Source organism: Neisseria sp. MVDL19-042950 (genome assembly GCF_030504625.1).
GTDB lineage: Bacteria > Pseudomonadota > Gammaproteobacteria > Burkholderiales > Neisseriaceae > Neisseria.
The window spans coordinates 143,440-166,488 of record NZ_JAUKWH010000002.1; the positions used below are offsets into that span (position 1 = coordinate 143,440).

The following is a 23,049-nucleotide window of genomic DNA, read 5'->3' on the forward strand; positions in this document are numbered from 1 at the left end:
CTGATTGTACTTACATTTTGAGCAACGACTACTGTGTAGGGCGTGCATCCTTGCCCGCCGCAATGCCACAGGATTCATATGTTGCTGAGGCCGTCTGAAAAGTATTTCAGACGGCCTTAAGCAATAGGTAACTTGAGTGGGTTGGATCTTCGGATCCAATCTTGCAAACTTTATAGAAATGAACCGATTTTTTCACACGTTCTGATGATAGCCGTTGGTAAAGTGCGGATGATTTTATGGTTAATAATATTACAAACCCATAAATCACTCGCCAAAATTCATCACCAAAGTTTCATGTGTTCCGCCCCAATCCGGCGGCAATAAACCATCGCGGACAAAGCGGTGGAAAGAAGAAAACGGCCAGTCTTTAACACTCGCTGCAAAACCGTGTTTTACCGGATTGAAATGCACATAATCCACGCAACGCTGCAAATCCGCATCATCACGCACGGTATGTTCGTAAAAACGGCGCTGCCAAATCCCTTTTTCATGCCGACGCTGTTTGCTGGAGGATAAAGCACTTGATACGGAAAAATGATTGGAAAAACCGATTTTGATTAAGCGCCAACGCAGCGAATAATCGCCATCGCTGTCAGGTAAAGTCCAAATCGCATGAAGATGGTTGGGCATGACGCAAATCGCCACGGTTTCAAACGGATAGCGTTTTTGCACCGAGGCGTAGGCTTCGCGCAACAGATCGATATGTTCGACCAATAAACGCGATTTCGGGTCGGCAAGTTTCACGGTAAAGAAAAACGTGCCGCCCGCAAGATAGTTACGGCGATAGCGAGACATTTATTTCTATTGTTATTATTTCGAATTTTTGAATCATAACAAAGCTGTTCGGAAAGCAGAAGGCCGTCTGAAAATTTGCTTTCAGACGGCCTTGAGTGTGAATTGCCATACCCCAAACAACGCGTGTGTGTGATGGTATATGCCCGACCATTTAAACAGTAAACGTTAAACCATCGGTAGGGTGTGTAGCACAGCCACGCACGCGGTTTTGAATGGAACTGCGCATATCAGCCATTAAGATTTTAAAATCACGCCACATTATTTATGTTCAAAACAATGCCGTCTGAAAAGAAAGTTTCAGACGGCATTGGAACAGAAGCCCGAACAACGCGTGCGTGTGTACCGCACACACCCTACGCATGGGGTTTGGTTTTATGCAGGCTGTGGCTTGCTTTTGAAAATTCAAACAGCTTGGTAGGTCGGATACTTGTATCCGACAAAATAAGGATATGCTGTGATGCCGAGATATATAAGGGGGATAAGTCGGATTCGAGAATCCGACCTACGGATCTAGGTTTGAAACAGCAAACGTTAAACCATCGGTAGGGTGTGTAGCACAGCCACGCATGCGGTTTTGAATGGAACTGCGCATATCAGCCATTAAGATTTTAAAATCACGCCACATTATTTATGTTCAAAACAATGCCGTCTGAAAAGAAAGTTTCAGACGGCATTGGAGCAGAAGCCCGAACAACGCGTGCGTGCGTACCGCACACACCCTACGCATGAGGTTTAGGTTTTATGCAGGCTACGGCTTGCTTAGTATTTATTATGATTAATATTTAAGCCATTTATGCAGATGTGATCATTATATATGATATGAATTTGATTAAAATGGGTTTTAGCTTTCGGGAAAATACGCCAATTTGATATTTCTTCACCATCTTTACTAATTTTCATACTTTTTTCATTTTCATTTATTTGATAGAACAATTCATCGTTACGTTGTATAAAGTTTAAGTATTTAAAATTTTCATGCTTAATATTATTTAATCGCCGAGATTTGAAGATAATCTCCTTATCTTCTTGCTCATAATATGATTCACTATTTTCAATGTCATTTTTAAAGCATTGTGCAATTTTATTACTAAAATAATCTTTCAATTTGTCTTTCCTTTTGTCGGATATTTTTTTCTTATTTATTTTATCAAAAAATCCTATACTGAAATTTTTCATATTCTGGTTATATAATAAATTATCTTGACTACAAATGGATAAAACGGTTTCAGATTCATTGTTATCACTCCATTGGCAATCTATCCAATTTTTTTCCTTGTTATCATTTATATACCTTAACCTATTTTGTTCTACAATAATATTGTATACAGCCCCTTCTTCTCCGCAGCATAGAACTAGTCTGTTATTCGTTTCAGATTTGTCAAAACTAAATACTTTAGCCTCATTAAATAGTATATTTCCCTTTTTATTTAACTCCTTTTTTTGAAACAATAATCTCCTACTTTCCAATCCATTTGCAGATGAAAAATATACAATATTTGATGTAATATTTATATCAGTAACCCACTCGTTACAATTAAAAGCACTCTCTTGGAATTGATTCAGAAAATCTATATCTATCTGTAAATATGAATTATCTAAAATATTAGATGATTCTATATCTCTATTATTTTGGTATTTCCTTAGAAAAATTCTTTCAAAGTTTTGGCGATATTGGGCACTCTTTTCTTTTTCCAACCTTGTTCTTATAAGATTTTCGAAATCAAACATTCTAATATTTCCATCAAAATCAGCTAAAAAAAGCAATCCAGAATAAACAAAACTATCAGTATAGCTTCCTTCTATATCAATAGACCATTTATCTATTTGATTCATTTTAGTTGACCTCTATTTAAACGATTCAGCTGTGTAGGTGAGATATAACCTTTTTGAACCCAAGTTAAACCAATATTACCAAAATTTTGTTTAGATATATCTTTTTGTTTTCCACAGGGGTGACCATGATATTCAAATTTGTCATTGATATCCGGTATAAATCTTGCTACAAAAAATTTGGTTTGTTCATTACGCCCTATTTGACGGAACTTTTGATTTTCTGTTGGTAAATATAAACCATATCCGTGAGCATTATTTTCACTAAACCAATTTTCTTCAACGGTTTTTCCGAAAATGCTTAGAATCTCTTCATTTGAAATTATCCATTGACTTTTATCATTATTTTGATTTTCATTATGTGCTCGGTAATTAAAATTGTAATAATAAGATATCTTGATATTATTTTCATCATATCTTGCAAATTCATGTAGTTTTTCCATAAGATAGTATCTCGTGAATAGATTATTTTAAAGCCTGTTTCAAATATTTCCCCGTATAACTCCCCTCAACCTTAACCATTTCTTCCGGCGAGCCTTTAGCAATAATCCTCCCTCCGCCATCTCCCCCTTCCGGCCCCAAGTCCACAATATAATCCGCCGTTTTAATCACATCCAAATTATGCTCGATAATCACAATCGAGTTGCCTTTGCCTTTCAGACGGCCTATTACTTCCAGCAGCAGGGCGATGTCGGCGAAGTGCAGGCCGGTGGTGGGTTCGTCTAGGATGTAGAGGGTGCGGCCGGTGTCGCGTTTGGAGAGTTCAAGGGCGAGTTTGACGCGTTGGGCTTCGCCGCCGGAGAGGGTGGTGGCGGATTGGCCGAGGCGGATGTAGCCCAGGCCTACGTCCATCAGGGTTTGCAGTTTGCGGGATACGGTGGGCACGGCGTCGAAGAATTCGCGGGCTTCTTCTACGGTCATGTCGAGCACTTGGCTGATGTTTTTGCCTTTGTATTGCACTTCGAGGGTTTCGCGGTTGTAGCGTTTGCCGTGGCACACTTCGCAGGGCACGTATACGTCGGGCAGGAAGTGCATTTCTACTTTAATCACGCCGTCGCCTTGGCAGGCTTCGCAGCGGCCGCCTTTGACGTTGAACGAGAAGCGGCCGACGTTGTAGCCGCGTTCGCGGGCGAGGGGTACGCCGGCGAAGAGTTCGCGGATGGGGGTGAAGAGGCCGGTGTAGGTGGCGGGGTTGGAGCGGGGCGTGCGGCCGATGGGGGATTGGTCGACGTTGATGACTTTGTCGAGGTGTTCTAGGCCGGTGATGTCGTCGTAGGGCGCGGGTTCTTCGTGGGCGCGGTTCAGCTCGCGGGCGGTGATTTTGGCCAGCGTGTCGTTAATCAGGGTGGATTTGCCGCTGCCGGATACGCCGGTGATGCAGGTAATCAAACCCAAAGGCAGTTCGAAGGTAACGTTTTTGAGGTTGTTGCCGCGTGCGCCTTTGAGGACGAGCATTTTTTCGGGGTTGACGGGCGTTCTTTCAGACGGCACGGCGATGGCTTTTTTGCCGCTGAGATATTGGCCGGTAACGGAGTTTGTGCAGGCAGCGACTTTGTCGGGGGTATCGGCAATGATAACGTTGCCGCCGTGTTCGCCGGCGCCGGGGCCCATGTCGATAACGAAATCGGCTTCGCGGATGGCATCTTCGTCGTGTTCGACCACGATGACGCTGTTGCCGAGGTCGCGCAGGCGTTTGAGGGTGGCGAGCAGGCGGTCGTTGTCGCGCTGGTGCAGGCCGATGGAGGGTTCGTCCAAAACGTACATCACGCCGGTGAGGCCGCTGCCGATTTGGCTGGCGAGGCGGATGCGCTGGGCTTCGCCGCCGGAAAGGGTTTCGGCGCTGCGGCTGAGGTTCAGATAATCCAGGCCGACGTTAATCAGAAAGCCCAAGCGCTCGGTGATTTCTTTGAGGATTTTTTCGGCGATGTGTTTTTTGTTGCCTTCCAAATCGAGGGTTTCAAAGAATTGGTGCGTTTGGGTGAGCGGCCATGCGGAGATTTCGTGCAGCGGCTGTTTGCCCACATAAACATAACGCGCTTCTTTGCGCAAACGTGCGCCGCCGCAGCTCGGGCAGGCGCGGTGGCTTTGGTATTCGGCAAGCTGTTCGCGCACGGTGGGCGAATCGGTTTCGCGGTAGCGGCGTTCGAGGTTGGGGATGATGCCTTCAAAGGCGTGGCTGCGGTTGAAGGTGGTGCCGCGTTCGGAAAGGTAGGTGAAATCAATCACTTCTTTGCCGGAGCCGTGCAGCACGATTTTGCGGATGTTTTCAGGTAGCCCTTCAAACGGGGTGTCGACATCGAATTGATAATGCCGCGCCAGTGATTGAATCATTTGGAAATAGAACTGGTTGCGTTTGTCCCAGCCTTTAATCGCACCTGCGGCAAGGGAAAGCTCGGGGTGGGCGACCACGCGTTCGGGGTCGAAGAAATTCATGCTGCCCAAGCCGTCGCAAGTGGGGCATGCGCCGACGGGGTTGTTGAAGGAAAACAGGCGCGGTTCGAGTTCGGGCAGGCTGTATGAGCACACGGGGCAGGCGAATTGTGAGGAAAACCAATGCTCTTCGCCGCTGTCCATTTCCATTGCCAGCGCGCGTTCGCCGCCGTGCCGCAGGGCGGTTTCAAAACTTTCGGCCAGCCGCTGTTTGATGTCGGCTTTCACTTTCACGCGGTCGATGACCACGTCGATATTGTGCTTGATGTTTTTTTCGAGCTTGGGCACTTCGTCGAGCTGATAGACTTCGCCGTCCACACGCACGCGGGCAAAGCCTTGCGCCTGCAAGTCGGCAAAGAAATCGACAAACTCGCCTTTGCGTTCGCGCACGGCGGGGGCGAGGATCATCACGCGGGTGTCTTCAGGCAGTTTTAAGACGGCATCCACCATTTGCGACACGGTTTGGCTGCTCAAGGGCAAATCGTGTTCGGGGCAATGCGGCGTGCCGACGCGGGCATACAAGAGGCGCAGATAATCGTGGATTTCGGTAACGGTGCCGACGGTGGAGCGCGGGTTGTGGCTGGTCGACTTTTGTTCGATTGAAATCGCGGGCGACAAGCCTTCGATCAAATCGACATCGGGCTTATCCATCATCTGCAAAAACTGGCGCGCATAAGCGGAAAGGCTTTCCACATAACGGCGCTGGCCTTCGGCATACAGTGTGTCGAACGCGAGCGAGGATTTGCCGCTGCCCGACAAACCCGTTACCACCACGAGCTTGTGGCGGGGGATGTCGAGATCGACGTTTTTCAGATTATGGGTGCGTGCGCCGCGGATGCGGATGGTGTCGTTGTCTTGCTTGCTCATGATGGTGAGGCCGTCTGAAAAATAACTGTTAATTATAACATTTTTCGGGCGGCAAAAGGCAGATGCGTATATGGATTAAGGGGTTGGGGAGTCGGTTTTTTAGACGGCCTGCGGGGATAGCCGGGGCGGTTGTGGAAAGATGATGCGTTTGTTTGCATCGGGTTTGAGGGCGTAGGTTTGAAGCAAGCATAACCAAACTCAAGAGGCCGTCTGAAAATCTCTTTTCAGACGGCCTCTTAAGAAAATAACCCACCGAACAAATCAGCGGGTTTTGAATTTTGGCGGAGGCGGTGAGATTCGAACTCACGGAGGGCTATCAACCCTCGACGGTTTTCAAGACCGTTGCATTAAACCGCTCTGCCACACCTCCGGTTTTATTGTGTTTCAAGATTGGCGGAAGCGGTGAGATTCGAACTCACGGAGGGCTATCAACCCTCGACGGTTTTCAAGACCGTTGCATTAAACCGCTCTGCCACGCTTCCGTTTCTTGAAGACGGGCATATTATCGGAAATCTGCCGCATTGCCAAGTGTTTTGCTGATATTGCGGATTAGTTTTTTGTTTTTATTTGGATTGTTCTTTTCGCAGAAAAAACCATTCGTTTTCATTGGAAGCGGCGGCATTGAACGCATAGCCTTCGTAATCGAAGTTTTTGAGCTGTTCCGGCTCGGTAACGGCGTGTTCGGCGGCGTAGCGCACCATCAGGCCGCGGGCGCGTTTGGCGTAGAAGCTGATGATTTTGTATTGGCCGTTTTTTTCGTCTTTAAACACGGGGGTGATGATGCGGGCGTTGAGTTTTCGGGTGTCGACCGCTTTGAAATATTCTTGTGAGGCGAGGTTAATCAAGGTGTTGTCGCCTGTTTCGGCAAGGGTGCGGTTGAGGGTGTCGGCGATGCGGCCGCCCCAATATTCGTAAAGGTTTTTGCCGCGCGAGTTGGCAAACGGGGTGCCCATTTCCAAACGGTAGGGCTGCATGAGGTCGAGCGGGCGCAATACGCCGTATAAGCCGGAGAGCAGGCGCACGCGGTCTTGCAGGTAGTCGACGGCGGTTTCGGTTAGCGACGCGGCATCCAAACCTTCGTATACGTCGCCGTTAAACATATAAACCGCTTGTTTGGCGTTTTCGGGGGTAAACGGGGTGTGCCACGCGCTGTTGCGTTCGGTGTTGAGCAGGGCGATTTTGTCGGAAACGTGCATCAGTTCGGCAAGCTGCTGCGGAGCGAGCGGGCGCAGTTCGGCCATCAGTTTTTCGGCTTCTCCGAGCAGGACGGGTTGGGTGTGTCGGGCAATCGGAGCGGGGTCTTTTTCATTGAGGTTTTTGGCGGGAGATAAAACGAAAAGCATGGTTGTCTCGCAAGAGGTTTTCAAACGGCCTCAACTTTAGTGGGTTGCATGGGGTTTGGCAAGAAAGACCGGTGCTTTGGTGTCGGCAGGCCGTCTGAAAAGACGTGCGGGCATTTGATATAACAAAAGTGCATGTGGTTAAAACCAACCATTCTTTCCTTTTTTCAGACGGCCTGTTTAAAGTGGCGGCTATGTTTGGGAAGCGCGTGCCTAACGTGTTTGCCGCAAAGATACAACGCCGAATAAAGAGAATAAAGGAATCCGCATGAGCCAAACCAATCCGCTGCCGTCTGAAATTGCCGAACGGCTTTCTTCACTTTCTTCCATCCAACTTGCATGGCTGTCGGGCTATTGTTGGGCGCAAAGCCAGCAGAACGGAGCGGCTGTTCAGACGGCCTTTGATGCTTCCGCTGCCGCCGCGCCCGCTGCCGAACCGCGCCGTGTAACCGTGCTTTCGGCCTCGCAAACCGGTAACGCCCGCCGTGTGGCCGCCGATTTATTGGTAAAACTGGAATCGGCGGGCATCAACGCGCGCTTGGTGGCGGCGGCCGATTTCAAGAGCAAAACGCTGCCCGAAGAAGACATCGTGTTGCTGGTAACGTCCACGCAGGGCGAGGGCGAACCGCCTGAAGAAGCTGTGCCGCTGTATAAATTCGTGTTCGGCAAAAAAGCCCCCGATTTGGGCAAACTCAGCTTTGCCGTGCTGGGCTTGGGCGATTCTTCTTATCCCAAGTTTTGTCAGGCGGGCAGGGATTTCGACAGCCGTTTCGCCGAATTGGGCGCAACCCGCTTGAGTGCGTTCGGCGAATGCGATTTGGATTTTCAGACGGCCGCCAATGCTTGGGTGGAAACGGTTGCCGCTAAAGTGGCGGAACTGTGCGCACAAGTCGCCGCACCGGTTTCAGACGGCCTCAAGAGCGCATCTTCCGCCGCGCCTGCCGCACAGGTGTACACCAAAGAAAAACCGTTTACTGCCTCACTTTCCGTCCGCCAAAAAATTACCGCCCGCAATGCCGAAAAAGACGTGGAGCATATCGAAATCGACTTGAGCGGCTCCGGCATCCGCTATCAAACGGGCGACGCGCTTGGTATCTGGCCGCTGAACGCTCCCGAATTGGTGGCGGAAATTCTGGCCTTGAACAACTTAAACGGCAGCGAAACCGTGCACCTTGCCGACGGCAGCGAAACCGATATTCAGACGGCCTTAACCGAACATGCCGACATCACCCAAAATACGCCTGCTTTTGTGCAGCAGTATGCCGCTTTGTCGGGCAGCGAAACTTTGCAGCGCACGGTGGAAAACGCCGAAGCGTTGGACGCTTACCTTGCCGTTACCCCGCCGGTGGGCGTGCTGGCCGCTTTTCCGCACCCGCTGGATGCGCAAACCCTGTTCGGGCTGTTCCGCGCCCAAACGCCGCGCCTGTATTCGATTGCCTCGGCGCAAGACGAAGTGGGCGACGAAGTTCATCTCACCGTGGGCGTGGTGCGTTACGAACATCACGGCCACACTTACACCGGCGCGGCTTCGGGCTTTTTGGGCGGCATACTCGAAGAAGGCGGCAGCGTGCGCGTGTTTGTCGAACCGAATCCGCATTTCCGTCTGCCCGAAAACGGCGACACGCCGGTGATTATGATCGGCGCAGGCACCGGCGTGGCTCCGTTCCGCGCCTTTATGCAGCAGCGCGAAGCCAACGGCGACGCAGGCAAAAACTGGTTGGTATTCGGCAACCAGCGGTTTACCGACGATTTCCTGTATCAGGCCGAATGGCTGCAATACCGCAAAACCGGCCTGCTGACCCGCGCGGATTTGGCGTGGAGCAGGCAGGGCGAAGAAAAAGTGTATGTGCAGCACAAACTGGCCGAAAACGCCGCCGAAGTATGGGCATGGTTGCAGCATGGCGCGCATGTGTATGTGTGCGGCGATGCGACCCGCATGGCGCGCGATGTGGAAAATACTTTGCTGGACATCATCGCCGAACAGGGCAAACTCAGCCGCGACGATGCCGAAGACTATCTGAACGGTTTGCGTGAAGACAGGCGTTACCAGCGCGATGTTTATTAATCGCTTAATCGCTTGAATTTGAAGCCGTGAGGCCGTCTGAAAAGCCGTTTTCAGACGGCCTCATTGTATGCACATCGCCGGCGCGGATGCCGTCTGAAAAGTACAAACCAAGCTATATAACCAAAGCCGATAAACTAAGCAAAAACCGTTCCTTTGTTTTTGTTTCAGACGGCCTTACCATCAACGGCAATACTAATAAATATCAGGAATAGAGCCATGAACCATTATCCGATTTTTGCCGATTTGAAAGGCCGTGCGGTGTTGTTGGCGGGCGCGGGGCAGGTGGCGGAGCGCAAAGCCGAAAGTTTGTTGCAGGCTGGAGCGCAGGTACGTGTGGTGGCGGAGAAGCTGAATCCGCGTTTTGAGGAATGGTTGCGGCAAAACCGTATCGCATGGCTGGGCGGAAGTTTTCAGACGGCCTTTTTAGACGGTGTGTTTCTGGTGGTTGCCGCTACCGACGACCATGCCTTAAACCAAACGGTATTCGAGGCCGCCGAAGCGCAGGGCAAGTTGTGCAACACCGTCGACAATCAGGCGTTGTGTTCTTTTATCGTGCCGGCGGTAATCGACCGCAGCCCGATTCAGATCGCCGTATCCAGCGGCGGCACGTCGCCGGTGCTGGCGCGGCAGTTGCGCCAAAAAATCGAAACATGGGTGCCGCTGCATACCGGCAAAATGGCGGCGGTGGCCGGTGTGTGGCGGGCGCGCGTGAAAGCAGGCATTCGCGGCATGGCCGAACGCCGCCGTTTTTGGGAAAACCTGTTCGACAGCCGTTTTAACACGCTGGCCGCACAAGGCCGTCTGAAAGAAGCTGAAAGCGAGTTGGCGGCGCAGTTGCAAAATTACCGTGCGGGCGGCGGCGAAGTGGTGCTGGTGGGGGCGGGGCCGGGCGACGCGGGGTTGCTAACCCTGCATGCGCTGCATGCCGTCCAAGCGGCCGATGTAGTGCTTTATGATGCGCTGGTGTCTGATGAAATCATGGCTTTGGTGCGCAAAGATGCCGAAAAAATCAGCGTCGGCAAACGCGCGGGAGCCCATCATGTCCAACAGGAAGCCACCAACCGCCTGCTGGTGCAATACGCGCAGGAAGGCAAACGGGTGGTGCGGCTGAAAGGCGGCGATCCGTTTGTGTTTGGGCGCGGCGGCGAAGAGGCGAAAGTGCTTAAAGACGCGGGGATTCCCTACCGTATTATTCCGGGCGTAACCGCCGCGTTGGGGGCAACCGCGTATGCCGGCATTCCGCTGACTTACCGCGACATTGCCCAAAGCGCACTTTTTATTACCGGCCACAGCCGCCACAACGGTAATGAACCCGACTGGCGCACGCTGGCGTTAAGCAATCAAACGCTGGTGGTGTATATGGGTACGCTGAAGGCGGCGGATATCACCGCCAAGCTGATCGAATACGGGCGCAGCGCCGATACGCCGGTTGCCGTGGTGTCGAACGGCACCTTGCCCAACCAGAGCGTGCAAACAGGCCGTCTGAAAGATTTGCCTCTCCTGGCTGAAAATGCCGAACGCCCCGCGCTGATGGTTATCGGCGAAGTGGCGGCGTTGCGGCAGGAGTTGCGCTGGTTTAACGACAAGGAAGTGCAATGGCAGGAAAAAGGTTTGGCTGCCTGAGCACGGTCATTTGAATCATTTGATTGGAAAGAGGCCGTCTGAAAACATCTTTCAGACGGCCTCTGCTTTAACTTTTGTCGGTTATCCAGCCGAACCACTTCAAGTTGTTTTGGTATTTCGGCAGCAGCGATTGATCGTGGGGATTGTCGAAAAAGGGCTTTAAGACGGCCTCGAACAACGGCAGCTCGGTTGCGTATTTTTTCCAATCGAGATAGCGGGCGGCATAGTAATGGGCGATCAGGTCGGCCTGTTGTTCCATGTTCAAATCACTCAGACGGCGAATGGTGTCAAGCGGCGGATAAACATAAGCGCTACGTTTGATATAGCCGCCCTTAACCGCCAAAAGCGCGCCGCCGAACCAAGTGCGGTAGCCGTGCTGGTATTGCCAAACATGGGTCAGCTCGTGAATCAGCCACACTTGGTAATGGGTTTCGGTTTTGGTGAAATCGTTCGGACAGTTGCCGCTGGGAAAGTAAATGTTGCCGTCGGGAGAAACGGCCACTTTCAACGAAGGCGCATAAGGAATGCCACGATAGATTTTAACGCGGGAGTAGTCGATGCCGTCTGAAAACACTTTACGCGCAACGGCGATTTCGTTTTCGGTGAGAGAACGCCATTTGCATTTGCTGTTATTGCCGCTCACGATTTTCCCTCCGTTTTTGCCAAAGACGGGCTGTACGCAGCCGCCAAATGCCGAGTACGGCGAAATAACCTATCACGGCCAGCACGCCGCCCAAGACGGGAATGCCGATTAAAAGCGGCTTACCTGCGCCGATCAGCCAGCCCCATAGCTCGGAAAAAAACTGCCCGTTGCTCCATGAGGGAAAAACAAGCGCGTCGGCGGCATGCACGCCCATAAAGAATGCGCCGATTTTATAAGCCAGATAGTAGAGCGGCATGTAAGTCAGCGGATTGGTGTAGAGCGTGGAAAATACCGCAACCGGCAAATTGGTACGCAAGAAATAGGCAACAATCAGCGCGCTCACCATTTGCGTCGGGCCGGGCATCAGGCCGCAAAACATACCCACGGCCACCGATACCGCGGCTTGGCGGCGGTTGAGCGTCCAGAAGTATGGTTTGTCGAACATCGGCGCAAACGGCTTGGTCCAGCGGGAAGCGAAAATCTGATCTCGTTTGGGGAGTTTGTGGCGGTAGGAAGTGCGGTTGGTATCGGTCATCGGCGTGTGTTTGAAAAAGAAGTTTATTTAAATAAGGGCATTATTTTTATATTGTTGCACAACCTACGGATTTAAAGAGCAAAAATTAAAAGCCGTCCAAACATGTTTTCAGACGGCCTCTTTAACCGTTTGGGTGCTGCCGGTTGTTTGCCATCAGGCAATATGGCGGATGGAACTCTTAATTTTAATTAAGATAATAAGAGTTATTGAGAAGTTTATTGAGCAGCGGGAAAGCCCAATAAAAAATCCCAAACCGAAACAGTTTGGGATTAGTGTCTGGCGGAGAATGAGGGATTCGAACCCTCGATGCAGGTTTAAGCCCACATGCTCCCTTAGCAGGGGAGTGCCTTCAGCCTCTCAGCCAATTCTCCGTAAAGAGATGTGAACTATATATGACTATTTTATGGGTGTCAAGCAAGTTGGGCCGAGGATTTTGCGGTTTTGGCGGGGCGGAAAAATAAGTGGCTGAATTAAATTTGAATTCATTTTTTATAGTTGATAACCGAATTATCATGCAGTGCTGCCCGACATGGTTGCGCCGGCGTATTTCGGTCTGGCAAAAAAACAACCCGCACTCGGTTGGTGCGGGTTGATTGGCGGAATAACGGTTTACATGCGCTCGATCATGGCTTGGCCGAAAGCGGAGCAAGACACTTCGTTGGCACCGTCCATCAGGCGGGCGAAATCGTAGGTAACTTGCTTGTCGCCGATGGCTTTTTCCATTGCTTCGATTACTAAGTCTGCCGCTTCAAACCAACCTAAGTGGCGCAACATCATTTCGGCGGAAAGAATCAAAGAACCGGGGTTTACTTTGTCTTGACCGGCGTATTTGGGTGCAGTGCCGTGGGTGGCTTCAAATACGGCGTATTTGTCGGAAATATTGGCTCCCGGAGCGATGCCGATACCGCCTACTTGGGCGGCCAGTGCGTCGGAAATGTAGTCGCCGTTCAGGTTTAGGGTGGCGATTACGTCATATTCGGCGGGGCGCAATACGATTTGTTGGAGGAAAGCGTCGGCAATGGCATCTTTCACGATGATTTCTTTGCCGGTTTTCGGGTTTTTGAATTTGCACCACGGGCCGCCGTCGATTAATTGTGCGCCGAATTCTTTTTGTGCCAATTCGTAGCCCCAATCACGGAAACCGCCTTCGGTAAATTTCATGATGTTGCCTTTGTGAACCAGCGTTACGCTGTCGCGGTCGTTGTCGATGGCGTATTGAATGGCCGCACGCACCAAGCGGGTGGTGCCTTCTTTGGAAACGGGTTTGATGCCGATGCCCGATGTTTCGGGGAAGCGGATTTTTTTCACGCCCATTTCGTTTTGCAGGAAGTTGATGATTTTTTTAGCGTTGTCGCTTTCAGCTTCCCATTCGATACCGGCGTAAATGTCTTCGGTGTTTTCACGGAAAATCACCATGTCGGTTTTGCTGGGGTCTTTGAGCGGAGAGGGTACGCCGTTGAAATAACGCACGGGGCGCACGCATTGGTATAAGTCTAATTCTTGGCGCAGGGCTACGTTTAATGAGCGGATGCCGCCGCCTACGGGCGTGGTCATCGGGCCTTTGATGGATACGGAATATTCTTTCAGGGCTTCCAGAGTTTCTTCTGGCAGCCAAACGTTGTCGCCGTATACGCGGGTTGCTTTTTCGCCTGCGTAAACTTCCATCCAATGGATTTTTTTCTCGCCACCATAAGCTTTTTCGACGGCGGCATCAATAACGGCTTTCATAACGGGGGTGATGTCTACGCCGATGCCGTCGCCCTCGATAAAGGGGATAATCGGGTTGTTTGGAATCGCTTGGCCGGGAATGATTTTTCGGCCTTCTGCGGGTACTTTGATATGACTCATGGTGTCTCCTGTTTTTATCGGGTTCTTTTCTTCTGGGGGCGGCTTGGGGCCGCATAACGCTCGCCGATTATGCTTGATTTTTGGTTCTTGCGCTAGGGGCTTATTGTAGAATAGCGGTTGCTGAAACTGAGTGGGCAGACAGATGAAAAATTTAATAGCTTTTAATAAACCGTATGGGGTAATTTGCCAGTTTTCACCGCATGAAAAGCATGAATGTTTGAAAGATTATATTGATGTGCCGCAATTTTATCCGGCCGGCCGGTTGGACACTGATAGCGAAGGCTTGCTTCTGCTTACCGACGACGGCCGTTTGCAGGCGCAGATTGCCGAGCCCAAATATCGGAAAGAGAAAACATATTGGGCGCAGGTGGAAGGCTCTCCCGATGAAGCCAAACTGGATATTTTGCGCAAAGGCGTGGATTTGGGGGATTTTGTGGCGCGGCCTGCCGAAGTACGGCTTTTAAATGCATCGGAAACCGGGAAGCTGTGGCCGCGCATTCCGCCTGTGCGCGAGCGCAAAACGGTTCCCGATTTTTGGTTGGAAATTAAGATTACCGAAGGGAAAAACCGTCAAGTGCGGAGGATGACCGCAAAGGCCGGATATCCTTGTTTGCGTTTGGTGCGGGTGGCAGTAGGCCGTCTGAATTTATTTGAGTTGGGCTTGGATTTGGGGGAATGGGCATTCTGCGGGCAAAAGCCCTGATGTGTTGCAGAGGCCGTCTGAAAATAAGTTTCAGACGGCCTCGTTACTTATCGGATGTGTTTAGGCTCGCTTACAAGTATTTGCGCATCAGCTCGCATTCTACTTTTACTTCGCGGTTTAATGGCAACACGGCGCTGCCGAGTGATTCGTAACCGTTCAGATTGTAGAAAGTAACCGAGTTGAGCGAGGCATAGAGCTTGATGAGGCTCAACCCCGCATCAATGGCCAATTCTTCGGCACGTTGCAAAAGGGCAGTGCCCAAGCCTTGATTGTGTACGAACGGGTGCACATACAAGGCATCAAGCTGTGCATCTTTAAGGTCGAGTTGGAAAAAACCTTGGATGTTGCCGCGGTATTCGACTACCCATAAGGCTTTGTTGGGGTTGCTCATGGTGTCGAGGTAGCTGTCGGGGCTGAGCAGTTTGCGCCAAGCGTTGAGGATTTGGTCGTTATAGCTGCGGGCACATGTGTATTGCACGGAGTATTGGTGGGCATTGTAAATATGTTCGCAGTCGTGCGGAGCAGCGGGGCGGAGGACGGTAATCAGGCTCATGATTCATTCTTGTTTAAGCGATTTCAGACGGCCTGTTAAACAGATAAGGCCGTCTGAAAAAATATCGGGTCGAATGGGAGGTAAAGTTAAGATTTCAAGCTGCTTTTTTTATAATTGGAGGTTATGTTCGTGCCGTAAAATTTTTATGGAAAGATACTGTATTTATTCCGTTTTTAAAAGTGGTTTGAATTAAACGTTGCTTTATTGGCACAAGCGGAAATCAGTGCGGATATAGTGGTTTGGAATAATTGGGAATTATCAATATTTTAGGGTTTTAAGCAAAGGCCATCTGAAGTGTTTCAGACGGCCTTTGGATTTTAAGGAAGCTGCTTGATGGATTCTGCCAGCTCGTGGAACATCTTGTTGGCATTCACTTCCGTAACCCAGTGGACGTTGACGGGTTTGCCCGTTGTGCCCCACCAGTCTACCGCACAAGCTCCTAAAGTTAAGTTGCTTTGGGTTTCAACTTCTACGTTGCAATCTTTGCCGCTAAAGAATTCAGGGAAAACGGCATAAGTGATGGCGCACGGGTCGTGCAGGGGGCCGCCTTCCAAACCGAATTTTTGCGTATCGAAACGCTCGTAACTTTGCAGAATGTCGGCCAAGCGGCGGCCATTTACGTTGCCTTGGTTGCGTAAAACATCCATGCGCGGGGTGGTAATGCAGGCTTTATGGGTAACGTCGAGCGGTAAGATAGTGATCGGAACGCCGCTTTGCAGCACGATTTGGGCGGCATGGGGGTCGACGTAAAAATTAAATTCGGCAGACGGTGTGATGTTGCCGGCTTCAAAATAATTACCGCCCATCAACACGATCTTTTTGATTGCACGGGTAATATCGGGGGCAAGGCTCAAGGCTTGGGCGATGTTGGTCAGCGGCCCGATGGGGCACAGCGTGATGCTGGCATCGTCGGCTTTGCGCAAAGTGTCGATCAGATAGGGAACGGCATGCACGGGTTGCAACGGGCACACGGGTTCATGCAGCTCCGCTCCGTCCAAACCGGTTTTGCCATGCACTTCTTCGGCCGTAACCAATTGGCGGAGAAGAGGCTTGCTGGCACCGGCATAAACAGGAAAGTCTTTTTCTCCCGCCCAATCGCAAATAATGCGGGCGTTGTTGGCGGTGTGATGTAGGCCGACGTTGCCGGCAACAACCGTAATGGCCATGAAATCAATCAGGCCACGTTTGGCCAAGCCGTGTGCCATCAAAATGGCGGCGGCATCATCCTGCCCGGGGTCGGTATCGATAATCAGACGGATTTTTTCAGACATGTCCTTATTCCTTTAGCGGTGGATGACGGATGTTACTGCACGCTGTTTATGGCTTTGATAGTTTGTTTGATTTCATTCGTTTTTTGGGCATCGTGCTGGATTTGTTCTTCTTCGGTAAAACCGTTGTTGTTGAGCGGTTTCAAATTGTTGAGCGCGGTTTGGTAATCGGCGCGGCTGATTTTAGTAAGGCTGATACGCCAGTATCTGCGGCCTTTTTCAGTAACCGGTTTGGCCGTCCATAAGCCGTCTTTATAAAAGTGCTCCAATACGATTTGGCTCAAGGCTTTCATTTCCATATTGGGATTGGAAGCGCCCAGTTGGCGGCCGAGGCGGTTGTTGCGCAAATCAACGGCCAAGTCGGCTGCGGAACGGCTGAAATATTCGGTTTTGCCTTCCCGTATAAACGAGTTGTGTTCGGAAGCGTTCCCTGCTTTTTCTGCAATTTCGCTGCCGAAACGCGATGTGATAGCCGCTTGCCATAGCGCGTTGCGCACGGCATTTACCTGTGTGCCTTTACCCTTGCCGTTGGCGGTATCGTTAAGGCCGGTATTTTTGGCAAAGCGGGCAGCATTGCTGGTCAGATTGGTGGAATCTCCGCCCTCTAAGCCGATGGCTTGTGCGGCAACCGGATGTTGGGCGATAAAACGTAAAATTTTACTGCGGCGGCTTTCATCGTCATTCATCTGACAGGCTGAGAGCAGTAGGGAGACAGCAAGTAAGGTAATCCGTTTCATGATGTTTTGATTTGTTGAAAATGTGTTTAGCAAATAATGAAAATCACTTTGGGCTTCCAATAGTTTTTAGGGGAGGGCGGTTTGTATTTCTTGGTGCAGCTTGTCTAAAAAACGGCTTTTGCGCACTTCTGCGGCCGCATCTTCGTATTGCTTGTTTGAAAAGGCCGTCTGAAGTTTTTCGTGCAAATTTTGTTGCTCGGTTGCAATTTCTGCGCTTAATGCAACCAAGGCGGCTTCATCTTTGGCGACGCGGGCTTCTTCCAGTATTTCCCGCCATTCCATCTGTTGCATTAAAAATTCGGGTGGAAATAGCGTGTGCTCCGGCGAATCTGCATCAATACCTTGCTGCTTCAATAAATATGCGGCCCGGTCGGTTGGATTTTTCAGGATACGGTAGGCTTCATTGATGGTGGAAGCCATCATCATGGCCTGTTTTTGTTCTAATGCCGACGTTGCTGCAAATTTATCCGGATGGAACCGGGCGGCCAGAAGGCGGTAAGCCTGCTCCAATGTTTCGGTATCGATATCGAAACAGGGTTCTAGCCCGAACAGATCAAAGTATTGATTCATCATGTTTAAAGCAATCATTGAAGAGATATTCTTCAGAGTTTGCATATTATCCTATAAAATTAATATTAAAACAAATGCTTATGCAGGTTTAAAATTGCAGCTTTATTGGACGGCGAAAACACGCGTTCCGCTGCCTCACCGATTGGAAGCCATTGCCATGCAGTATGTTCCTGCAAATCTATTTTAACGGGAGTATTGTGGTTGATTTGTGCGGAAAATACATGCTCGGTATTGCGGGTTGTTCCTTCCGGATAGCGGTGCCGCCAATGCGGGTAAATTTCATATTCGTTACATTCGTGCCAGTTGTTCAGTTGGCCGTCTGAAAGCACGATGCCAGTTTCTTCCCGTACTTCGCGTAAGGCGGTTTGTTCGAGCGTTTCCCCAGGCTCTATGCTGCCGGTTACCGATTGCCAGAAACCGGCTCGGTCGGCACGTTCGATCAGCAGCACGTTTCCTTGGCCGTCATGCAGAATAACCAATACGGAAACGGGCTGCTTCAAAGGTTTGGCCGACATGTTTATCTCTCTTTATTTTTCTTGCTTGTCAAACGGTGTATCGACACGGGTATCTTCCGCCTGTGATTTTAAAGAAGCCTGCAGAATGGCCATGTCGCTGGGAGCCTGTGCTTCATTGAGAATGCGCACTTCACGTTGCGGGAAGGGGAACTCGATGCCTTGCTCGTTAAATCGTTGCCAGATATCGAGCAAAATGGTGGAAAACAATACGGCAAAACCGTTTTCGGGGTCTTTCACCCAAAAGCCGATGCGCAAATCGATGCCGTTTTCACCGAAATTGGTAATCACGGCTTTAGGTGCGGGGTTGTCGTCGACACGCTCCTGTGCGGCGGCCGCTTCTTCCAGAATACTCAAGGCTTTTGTCAGGTCGGTATGGTAGGCCACTTGGATATTCAGGCTTTGCCACAGTGCTTTGCTGGTGTAAGACTCATTGATTACGGTAGAGGTTACAAAAGTTTCGTTCGGAATCAATGCTTCGGAACCGGTTGCGCTTTGCAAAACCACATAACGGGATGTGATTTTGGTTACGTAGCCGGTAAAGTTGTCTACCGTCAAGCGGTCGCCCGGGCGGATGGAGCGGTCGCCTAAAATGATGAATCCGGAAATGTAGTTACTGGCTACTTTTTGCAGCCCGAAACCGATACCGACACCCAATGCGCCGCCGAATACGGATAATATGGTCAGGTCGATGCCTACCAACGGCAGTGCGATCAACACGGCGGCTACGATCATCAGGGTTCTGACGATTTTAGACAGCACGATGCGCAGGTTGATATCCAGCCGCGTGCTGTCCATCAGACGGCCTTCGATGAAACGTGCTAGCCATAAGGCGAAGACCATTATGATGGCTACCCACACCAAGCCCGTTAAAACGGTGTAGAGATTCAGTTTGGCCGAACCAATCGGCAATACGACGGATTTCAAGCCGTCGGTAATAATGGTGTCGATGCCGGAAACCCAAAGCAGGAAAGCAACCCACAATGCACCGGAGAGGAAGCGTTCCAGCCAGTCGGTCATTTTGTTTTCAGGCAAGGCAGCATGAACGACGGCAAGCGTCAGGCGGATGAGAATCATCCAGCGCGCGGCCATAACCAATAATTGAAGCCAAAGGGCGTTGAATCCGGAAAGATGCCAGCATGACAGTGTGGCAATCGCTGTCGGCAGCATCAATAAAGGCCAAGCCAAACGGCGGGCGATATGCCGGAGAAAGCCTTTATGTTGCGGAGTGTCGGGTAGATGTTTTTTTGTCAGATAGGTGGAAAGCCAAAAAGTAAACGCCATTACGAGCAGCGTTATGCCCAATTCCACCCAACCGATAGGCTGGTAAAAGCTGCGTTCTAATAAATGGGAAGTGAATTGTTGGCGGGCAAACAAGCCGGTAAAAAAATCGGATAGACCGGAAAATCCGATATTTTCTGAAATGTGTAAATTGTCGATAGATAAGTGAGACATGCTGCTGGTTAAGTAAGGGGGTTGTAAAATTGGAGGGCATTATACGTGAAACCGCAGCTTTTTGCCGATACCGAAAGTAACTATTTAACCCGCAGGCCGTCTGAAAAGTGTTCAGACGGCCTGATGTTTTTTATTTGTTTTACATGTTCGCCGCCCGTTGGTTTTTGCTCGGGCCGCCTGAAAACATATTTGCGTACAGGAGCAAAAATCTTTGTTTGAAATACTGCGTTACGCCAAATAAAGCCTATTTTGTGCTAAAATCCCGCATAAATTTTTTCTACGAAATATCAGAATCATTATGACCGACGCAACTATCCGCAACGATCACCATTTTGCCAAAGAAACCATCCCCATCAGCCTCGAAGAAGAAATGCGCCGCAGTTACCTTGATTACGCCATGAGCGTGATCGTAGGCCGCGCACTGCCCGATGTGCGCGATGGTTTGAAGCCGGTTCACCGACGTGTGCTGTATGCGATGCACGAGTTGAAGAACAATTGGAACGGCGCGTATAAAAAATCCGCCCGTATCGTCGGCGACGTTATCGGTAAATACCATCCCCACGGCGACAGCGCGGTTTACGATACCATCGTGCGGATGGCACAGGATTTTTCCATGCGTTACGTGTTGGTCGACGGTCAGGGCAACTTCGGATCGATCGACGGCGACGGTGCGGCAGCCATGCGTTATACCGAGATCCGCATGGCGCGTATCGCCCACGAAATGTTGGCGGATATTGAAGAAGAAACGGTAGATTTCGGCCCCAACTACGACGGCAGCGAAAACGAGCCGTTGATTTTACCGGCTAAAATTCCGGCTCTTTTGGTAAACGGTTCTTCAGGTATCGCCGTCGGTATGGCGACCAATATTCCTCCGCACAACCTTCCCGACACCATCAATGCTTGTCTGCAATTGTTGGCGGATCCGGAAACCGATATCGATGTGCTGATTAATACCATCAAAGCGCCCGATTTCCCCACCGGAGCCACGATTTACGGCATGAGCGGTGTGCGCGAAGGGTACAAAACCGGCCGCGGACGTGTGGTGATGCGCGGTAAAACGCATATCGAACCCATCGGTAAAAACGGCGAACGCGAAGCCATCATCATTGACGAAATTCCTTATCAAGTAAACAAAGCCAAGCTGGTTGAGAAAATCGGCGAGTTGGTGCGCGACAAAGTGCTGGAAGGCATCTCCGATTTGCGCGACGAGTCCGACAAATCAGGCATGCGCGTGGTTATCGAACTGAAGCGCAACGAAAATGCCGAAGTGGTTTTAAACCAGCTTTACAAGCTCACGCAGTTGCAAGACAGCTTCGGCATCAATATGGTGGCGTTGGTGGACGGCCAGCCGCGTTTGCTGAATCTGAAACAGATTTTGAGCGAATTTATCCGCCACCGCCACGAAGTGGTTACCCGCCGCACCTTATTCCGCTTGAAAAAAGCCCGCCATGAAGGCCATATCGCCGAAGGTAAAGCCGTTGCTTTATCCAATATCGACGAAATGATCGCCTTGATTAAAGAATCGGCAGATGCACCCGAGGCCAAAGAAAAGCTGCTGGCCCGTCCGTGGCGTTCCGCTTTGGTGGAAGACATGCTTTCGCGCACCGATTTGGATTTGACGATGGCGCGCCCTGAAAACCTGTCGGTGGGATTGGGTTTGCAGCAAAACGGCTATTTCTTAAGCGAGCTGCAAGCCGATGCCATTTTGCGCATGAGCCTGCGTAACCTGACCGGTTTGGATCAGGACGAAATCGTTAAAGACTACAAAAACATCATGGCAAACATTATTGATTTGCTGGATATTTTGGCTAAATCGGAACGTATCGACGAAATTATCCGCACCGAATTGGAAGAAGTGAAAGCACAGTTCGGCGACGAGCGGCGCAGCGAAATCAACCCGTTCGGCGGCGATATTGCCGACGAAGACCTGATTCCGCCGCGCGAAATGGTAGTAACGCTGACGCACGGAGGCTATATCAAAACCCAGCCGACTACCGACTATCAAGCTCAACGTCGCGGCGGACGTGGTAAACAGGCTGCGGCAACCAAAGACGAGGATTTCATTGAAACCTTGTTTGTCGCTAATACCCATGATTATCTGATGTGTTTCACCAACTTTGGCAAATGCCACTGGATTAAGGTATACAAACTACCCGAAGGAGGACGTAATAGTCGTGGCCGTCCGATTAACAATGTGATTCAGTTGGATGAGGGCGAAAAAGTCAGTGCAATTCTGCCGGTACGCGAATTCCCCGAAGACGAATATGTATTCTTCGCAACCGCGCAAGGCATGGTGAAAAAAATCCAACTGAGCGCATTCAAAAACGTCCGCAGCCAAGGTATTAAAGCGATTGCTTTGAAAGAGGGCGATCATTTGGTCGGTGTCGCCAAAACCGGCGGTAACGACGATATCATGCTGTTCTCCAACCTCGGCAAAGCCATCCGTTTCAATGAATATTGGGAACGCAGCAACGAAGCGGAAGATGCCGATAGCGAAAACGAAGATTCAGACGGCATCGAAACCGATGCGGCCGAAGATGATAGCAACGAAACCGCCTCGCCGAAAGCAAACGGCGTACGCCCGTCCGGTCGCGGCAGCGGCGGGTTGCGCGGCATGCGCCTGCCTTCAGACGGCCGCATCGTCAGCCTGATTACCTTCTCGCCGGAATGCGAGCAAGACGCCACCTTGCAGGTGTTGACTGCCACGGAAAACGGTTACGGCAAGCGCACCCCGATTGCCGACTACAGCCGCAAAGGAAAAGGCGGGCAGGGCAACATTGCCATCAACACCGGCGAGCGTAACGGCGAATTGGTTGCCGCGACACTGGTGGCGGAAACCGACGATTTGATGCTGATTACCAGCGGCGGCGTATTGATCCGCACCAAAGTTGAGCAAATCCGCGAAACAGGCCGTGCGGCGGCAGGTGTGAAGCTGATTAATCTCGATGCAGGAGAAACGCTGGTTAGTCTGGAACGCGTGGCCGAACCGGAAGAAGATGAAGCGGAAGCCGGAGATGGAGGCGTGGAGAACGCCATCGAACCGGTTGATAACGGCGAAGGTAATGCCTAGTTTTTAATTTATGTTGTTAAAGGCCGTCTGAAAATAGAAATATTTTCAGACGGCCTTTTATTTTTCATCGGCTTTACCAACCGCCGGTTATGAAACTTTTTGATGGTTACAAGATGTGGGTTGAAGGCGGTACGATAGGGCCATGAAATCCGATGTTCCATGCCCCGTTATCCCATTTTGTTTGGAAGGGGGCGGCTCCGTTAGG

The 23,049-nt window shown here is 50.5% G+C and carries 18 protein-coding genes and 3 tRNA genes; 4 read left to right on the forward strand and 17 right to left on the reverse strand.

Going from position 1 to position 23,049, the window contains the following annotated elements; translation table 11 throughout:
- Nucleotides 1–264: 264 nt before the first annotated feature.
- The 7 genes from Q0X97_RS02320 to yaaA all read right to left on the reverse strand — a co-directional run bounded on the left by Q0X97_RS02320 (nt 265) and on the right by yaaA (nt 7,265).
- Nucleotides 265–795: a transposase gene (locus tag Q0X97_RS02320; protein WP_302065691.1), complete on the reverse strand. Its 531-nt coding sequence runs from the start codon at nt 793–795 to the stop codon at nt 265–267.
- Between the two features lie 759 nt (nt 796–1,554).
- Nucleotides 1,555–2,628, reverse strand: a complete 1,074-nt coding sequence (locus Q0X97_RS02325) for a hypothetical protein (protein ID WP_302065690.1) — start codon at nt 2,626–2,628, stop codon at nt 1,555–1,557.
- Nucleotides 2,625–3,068, reverse strand: a complete 444-nt coding sequence (locus tag Q0X97_RS02330; RefSeq protein ID WP_302067663.1) for a hypothetical protein — start codon at nt 3,066–3,068, stop codon at nt 2,625–2,627. Before Q0X97_RS02330 ends, Q0X97_RS02325 begins: the two co-directional genes overlap by 4 nt.
- 22 nt (nt 3,069–3,090) lie before the next feature.
- Complete coding sequence (gene uvrA, locus Q0X97_RS02335; protein WP_302065688.1) at nt 3,091–5,922, reverse strand: excinuclease ABC subunit UvrA; 2,832 nt, start codon at nt 5,920–5,922, stop codon at nt 3,091–3,093.
- Nucleotides 5,923–6,201: 279 nt separating this feature from the next.
- Nucleotides 6,202–6,292: transfer RNA gene (locus tag Q0X97_RS02340), tRNA-Ser, on the reverse strand.
- Between the two features lie 21 nt (nt 6,293–6,313).
- Nucleotides 6,314–6,404 (reverse strand) — tRNA-Ser (locus Q0X97_RS02345).
- 81 nt (nt 6,405–6,485) lie between these two features.
- Nucleotides 6,486–7,265 carry a peroxide stress protein YaaA gene (yaaA, locus tag Q0X97_RS02350; protein ID WP_302065687.1) on the reverse strand — a complete coding sequence of 260 codons (780 nt, stop codon included), beginning with the start codon at nt 7,263–7,265 and terminating at the stop codon, nt 6,486–6,488.
- A gap of 265 nt (nt 7,266–7,530) precedes the next feature.
- Between yaaA and Q0X97_RS02355 the strand changes: the two genes are divergently transcribed.
- Together Q0X97_RS02355 and cysG are read left to right on the forward strand one after the other, a co-directional pair.
- Nucleotides 7,531–9,327 carry an assimilatory sulfite reductase (NADPH) flavoprotein subunit gene (locus Q0X97_RS02355; protein ID WP_302065686.1) on the forward strand — a complete coding sequence of 599 codons (1,797 nt, stop codon included), beginning with the start codon at nt 7,531–7,533 and terminating at the stop codon, nt 9,325–9,327.
- Nucleotides 9,328–9,543: 216 nt separating this feature from the next.
- The gene (gene cysG / locus Q0X97_RS02360; RefSeq protein ID WP_302065685.1) at nt 9,544–10,950 is read left to right on the forward strand and encodes a siroheme synthase CysG; all 1,407 of its coding nucleotides are present in this window, start codon (nt 9,544–9,546) and stop codon (nt 10,948–10,950) included.
- Between the two features lie 67 nt (nt 10,951–11,017).
- Here the strand turns inward: cysG and Q0X97_RS02365 are convergent, their stop codons facing one another.
- The 4 genes from Q0X97_RS02365 to icd form a co-directional block, all read right to left on the reverse strand.
- Nucleotides 11,018–11,593: a type IV secretion protein Rhs gene (locus Q0X97_RS02365; protein WP_302065684.1), complete on the reverse strand. Its 576-nt coding sequence runs from the start codon at nt 11,591–11,593 to the stop codon at nt 11,018–11,020.
- The gene (locus Q0X97_RS02370) at nt 11,580–12,128 is read right to left on the reverse strand and encodes a DUF2062 domain-containing protein (RefSeq protein ID WP_107879372.1); all 549 of its coding nucleotides are present in this window, start codon (nt 12,126–12,128) and stop codon (nt 11,580–11,582) included. The genes Q0X97_RS02365 and Q0X97_RS02370 overlap by 14 nt, the downstream gene beginning before the upstream one ends.
- 277 nt (nt 12,129–12,405) lie before the next feature.
- A tRNA-Ser gene (locus tag Q0X97_RS02375) sits at nt 12,406–12,499 on the reverse strand.
- Nucleotides 12,500–12,737: 238 nt separating this feature from the next.
- Nucleotides 12,738–13,976, reverse strand: a complete 1,239-nt coding sequence (gene icd / locus Q0X97_RS02380; RefSeq protein ID WP_302065683.1) for an NADP-dependent isocitrate dehydrogenase — start codon at nt 13,974–13,976, stop codon at nt 12,738–12,740.
- 142 nt (nt 13,977–14,118) lie between these two features.
- Here icd and Q0X97_RS02385 point away from each other — a divergent pair, with 142 nt between their 5' ends.
- Nucleotides 14,119–14,679 (forward strand): pseudouridine synthase, encoded by a 561-nt coding sequence (locus Q0X97_RS02385; RefSeq protein ID WP_302065682.1) that lies wholly within the window; start codon nt 14,119–14,121, stop codon nt 14,677–14,679.
- A gap of 70 nt (nt 14,680–14,749) precedes the next feature.
- On the opposite strand, the gene Q0X97_RS02390 is transcribed toward Q0X97_RS02385, so the two are convergent.
- The 6 genes from Q0X97_RS02390 to Q0X97_RS02415 all read right to left on the reverse strand — a co-directional run bounded on the left by Q0X97_RS02390 (nt 14,750) and on the right by Q0X97_RS02415 (nt 19,603).
- Nucleotides 14,750–15,232 (reverse strand): GNAT family N-acetyltransferase, encoded by a 483-nt coding sequence (locus Q0X97_RS02390; RefSeq protein ID WP_302065681.1) that lies wholly within the window; start codon nt 15,230–15,232, stop codon nt 14,750–14,752.
- A 317-nt stretch (nt 15,233–15,549) separates the two neighbouring features.
- The gene (locus Q0X97_RS02395; RefSeq protein WP_302065680.1) at nt 15,550–16,503 is read right to left on the reverse strand and encodes a nucleoside hydrolase; all 954 of its coding nucleotides are present in this window, start codon (nt 16,501–16,503) and stop codon (nt 15,550–15,552) included.
- A 32-nt stretch (nt 16,504–16,535) separates the two neighbouring features.
- The gene (locus Q0X97_RS02400) at nt 16,536–17,186 is read right to left on the reverse strand and encodes a hypothetical protein (protein ID WP_302065679.1); all 651 of its coding nucleotides are present in this window, start codon (nt 17,184–17,186) and stop codon (nt 16,536–16,538) included.
- Between the two features lie 117 nt (nt 17,187–17,303).
- Nucleotides 17,304–17,807 carry a Fe-S protein assembly co-chaperone HscB gene (gene hscB, locus Q0X97_RS02405; protein WP_302067667.1) on the reverse strand — a complete coding sequence of 168 codons (504 nt, stop codon included), beginning with the start codon at nt 17,805–17,807 and terminating at the stop codon, nt 17,304–17,306.
- Between the two features lie 65 nt (nt 17,808–17,872).
- Nucleotides 17,873–18,322, reverse strand: a complete 450-nt coding sequence (gene nudB / locus Q0X97_RS02410; protein WP_302065678.1) for a dihydroneopterin triphosphate diphosphatase — start codon at nt 18,320–18,322, stop codon at nt 17,873–17,875.
- 12 nt (nt 18,323–18,334) lie between these two features.
- The gene (locus tag Q0X97_RS02415; RefSeq protein ID WP_367881728.1) at nt 18,335–19,603 is read right to left on the reverse strand and encodes a mechanosensitive ion channel family protein; all 1,269 of its coding nucleotides are present in this window, start codon (nt 19,601–19,603) and stop codon (nt 18,335–18,337) included.
- 469 nt (nt 19,604–20,072) lie between these two features.
- On the opposite strand from Q0X97_RS02415, the gene gyrA reads away from it, so the two are divergent.
- The gene (gyrA, locus tag Q0X97_RS02420) at nt 20,073–22,844 is read left to right on the forward strand and encodes a DNA gyrase subunit A (protein WP_302065676.1); all 2,772 of its coding nucleotides are present in this window, start codon (nt 20,073–20,075) and stop codon (nt 22,842–22,844) included.
- Nucleotides 22,845–23,049: the final 205 nt, after the last annotated feature.

Bases quoted from the DNA above. Each gene is read 5' to 3' on its own strand.
- Q0X97_RS02320 (WP_302065691.1), bottom strand. From the start codon at position 795: ATGTCTCGCTATCGCCGTAACTATCTTGCGGGCGGCACGTTTTTCTTT.
- Q0X97_RS02325 (WP_302065690.1), bottom strand. From the start codon at position 2,628: ATGAATCAAATAGATAAATGGTCTATTGATATAGAAGGAAGCTATACT.
- Q0X97_RS02330 (WP_302067663.1), bottom strand. From the start codon at position 3,068: ATGGAAAAACTACATGAATTTGCAAGATATGATGAAAATAATATCAAG.
- uvrA (WP_302065688.1), bottom strand. From the start codon at position 5,922: ATGAGCAAGCAAGACAACGACACCATCCGCATCCGCGGCGCACGCACC.
- yaaA (WP_302065687.1), bottom strand. From the start codon at position 7,265: ATGCTTTTCGTTTTATCTCCCGCCAAAAACCTCAATGAAAAAGACCCC.
- Q0X97_RS02355 (WP_302065686.1), top strand. From the start codon at position 7,531: ATGAGCCAAACCAATCCGCTGCCGTCTGAAATTGCCGAACGGCTTTCT.
- cysG (WP_302065685.1), top strand. From the start codon at position 9,544: ATGAACCATTATCCGATTTTTGCCGATTTGAAAGGCCGTGCGGTGTTG.
- Q0X97_RS02370 (WP_107879372.1), bottom strand. From the start codon at position 12,128: ATGACCGATACCAACCGCACTTCCTACCGCCACAAACTCCCCAAACGA.
- icd (WP_302065683.1), bottom strand. From the start codon at position 13,976: ATGAGTCATATCAAAGTACCCGCAGAAGGCCGAAAAATCATTCCCGGC.
- Q0X97_RS02385 (WP_302065682.1), top strand. From the start codon at position 14,119: ATGAAAAATTTAATAGCTTTTAATAAACCGTATGGGGTAATTTGCCAG.
- Q0X97_RS02390 (WP_302065681.1), bottom strand. From the start codon at position 15,232: ATGAGCCTGATTACCGTCCTCCGCCCCGCTGCTCCGCACGACTGCGAA.
- Q0X97_RS02395 (WP_302065680.1), bottom strand. From the start codon at position 16,503: ATGTCTGAAAAAATCCGTCTGATTATCGATACCGACCCCGGGCAGGAT.
- Q0X97_RS02400 (WP_302065679.1), bottom strand. From the start codon at position 17,186: ATGAATGACGATGAAAGCCGCCGCAGTAAAATTTTACGTTTTATCGCC.
- hscB (WP_302067667.1), bottom strand. From the start codon at position 17,807: ATGAATCAATACTTTGATCTGTTCGGGCTAGAACCCTGTTTCGATATC.
- nudB (WP_302065678.1), bottom strand. From the start codon at position 18,322: ATGTCGGCCAAACCTTTGAAGCAGCCCGTTTCCGTATTGGTTATTCTG.
- Q0X97_RS02415 (WP_367881728.1), bottom strand. From the start codon at position 19,603: ATGGCGTTTACTTTTTGGCTTTCCACCTATCTGACAAAAAAACATCTA.
- gyrA (WP_302065676.1), top strand. From the start codon at position 20,073: ATGACCGACGCAACTATCCGCAACGATCACCATTTTGCCAAAGAAACC.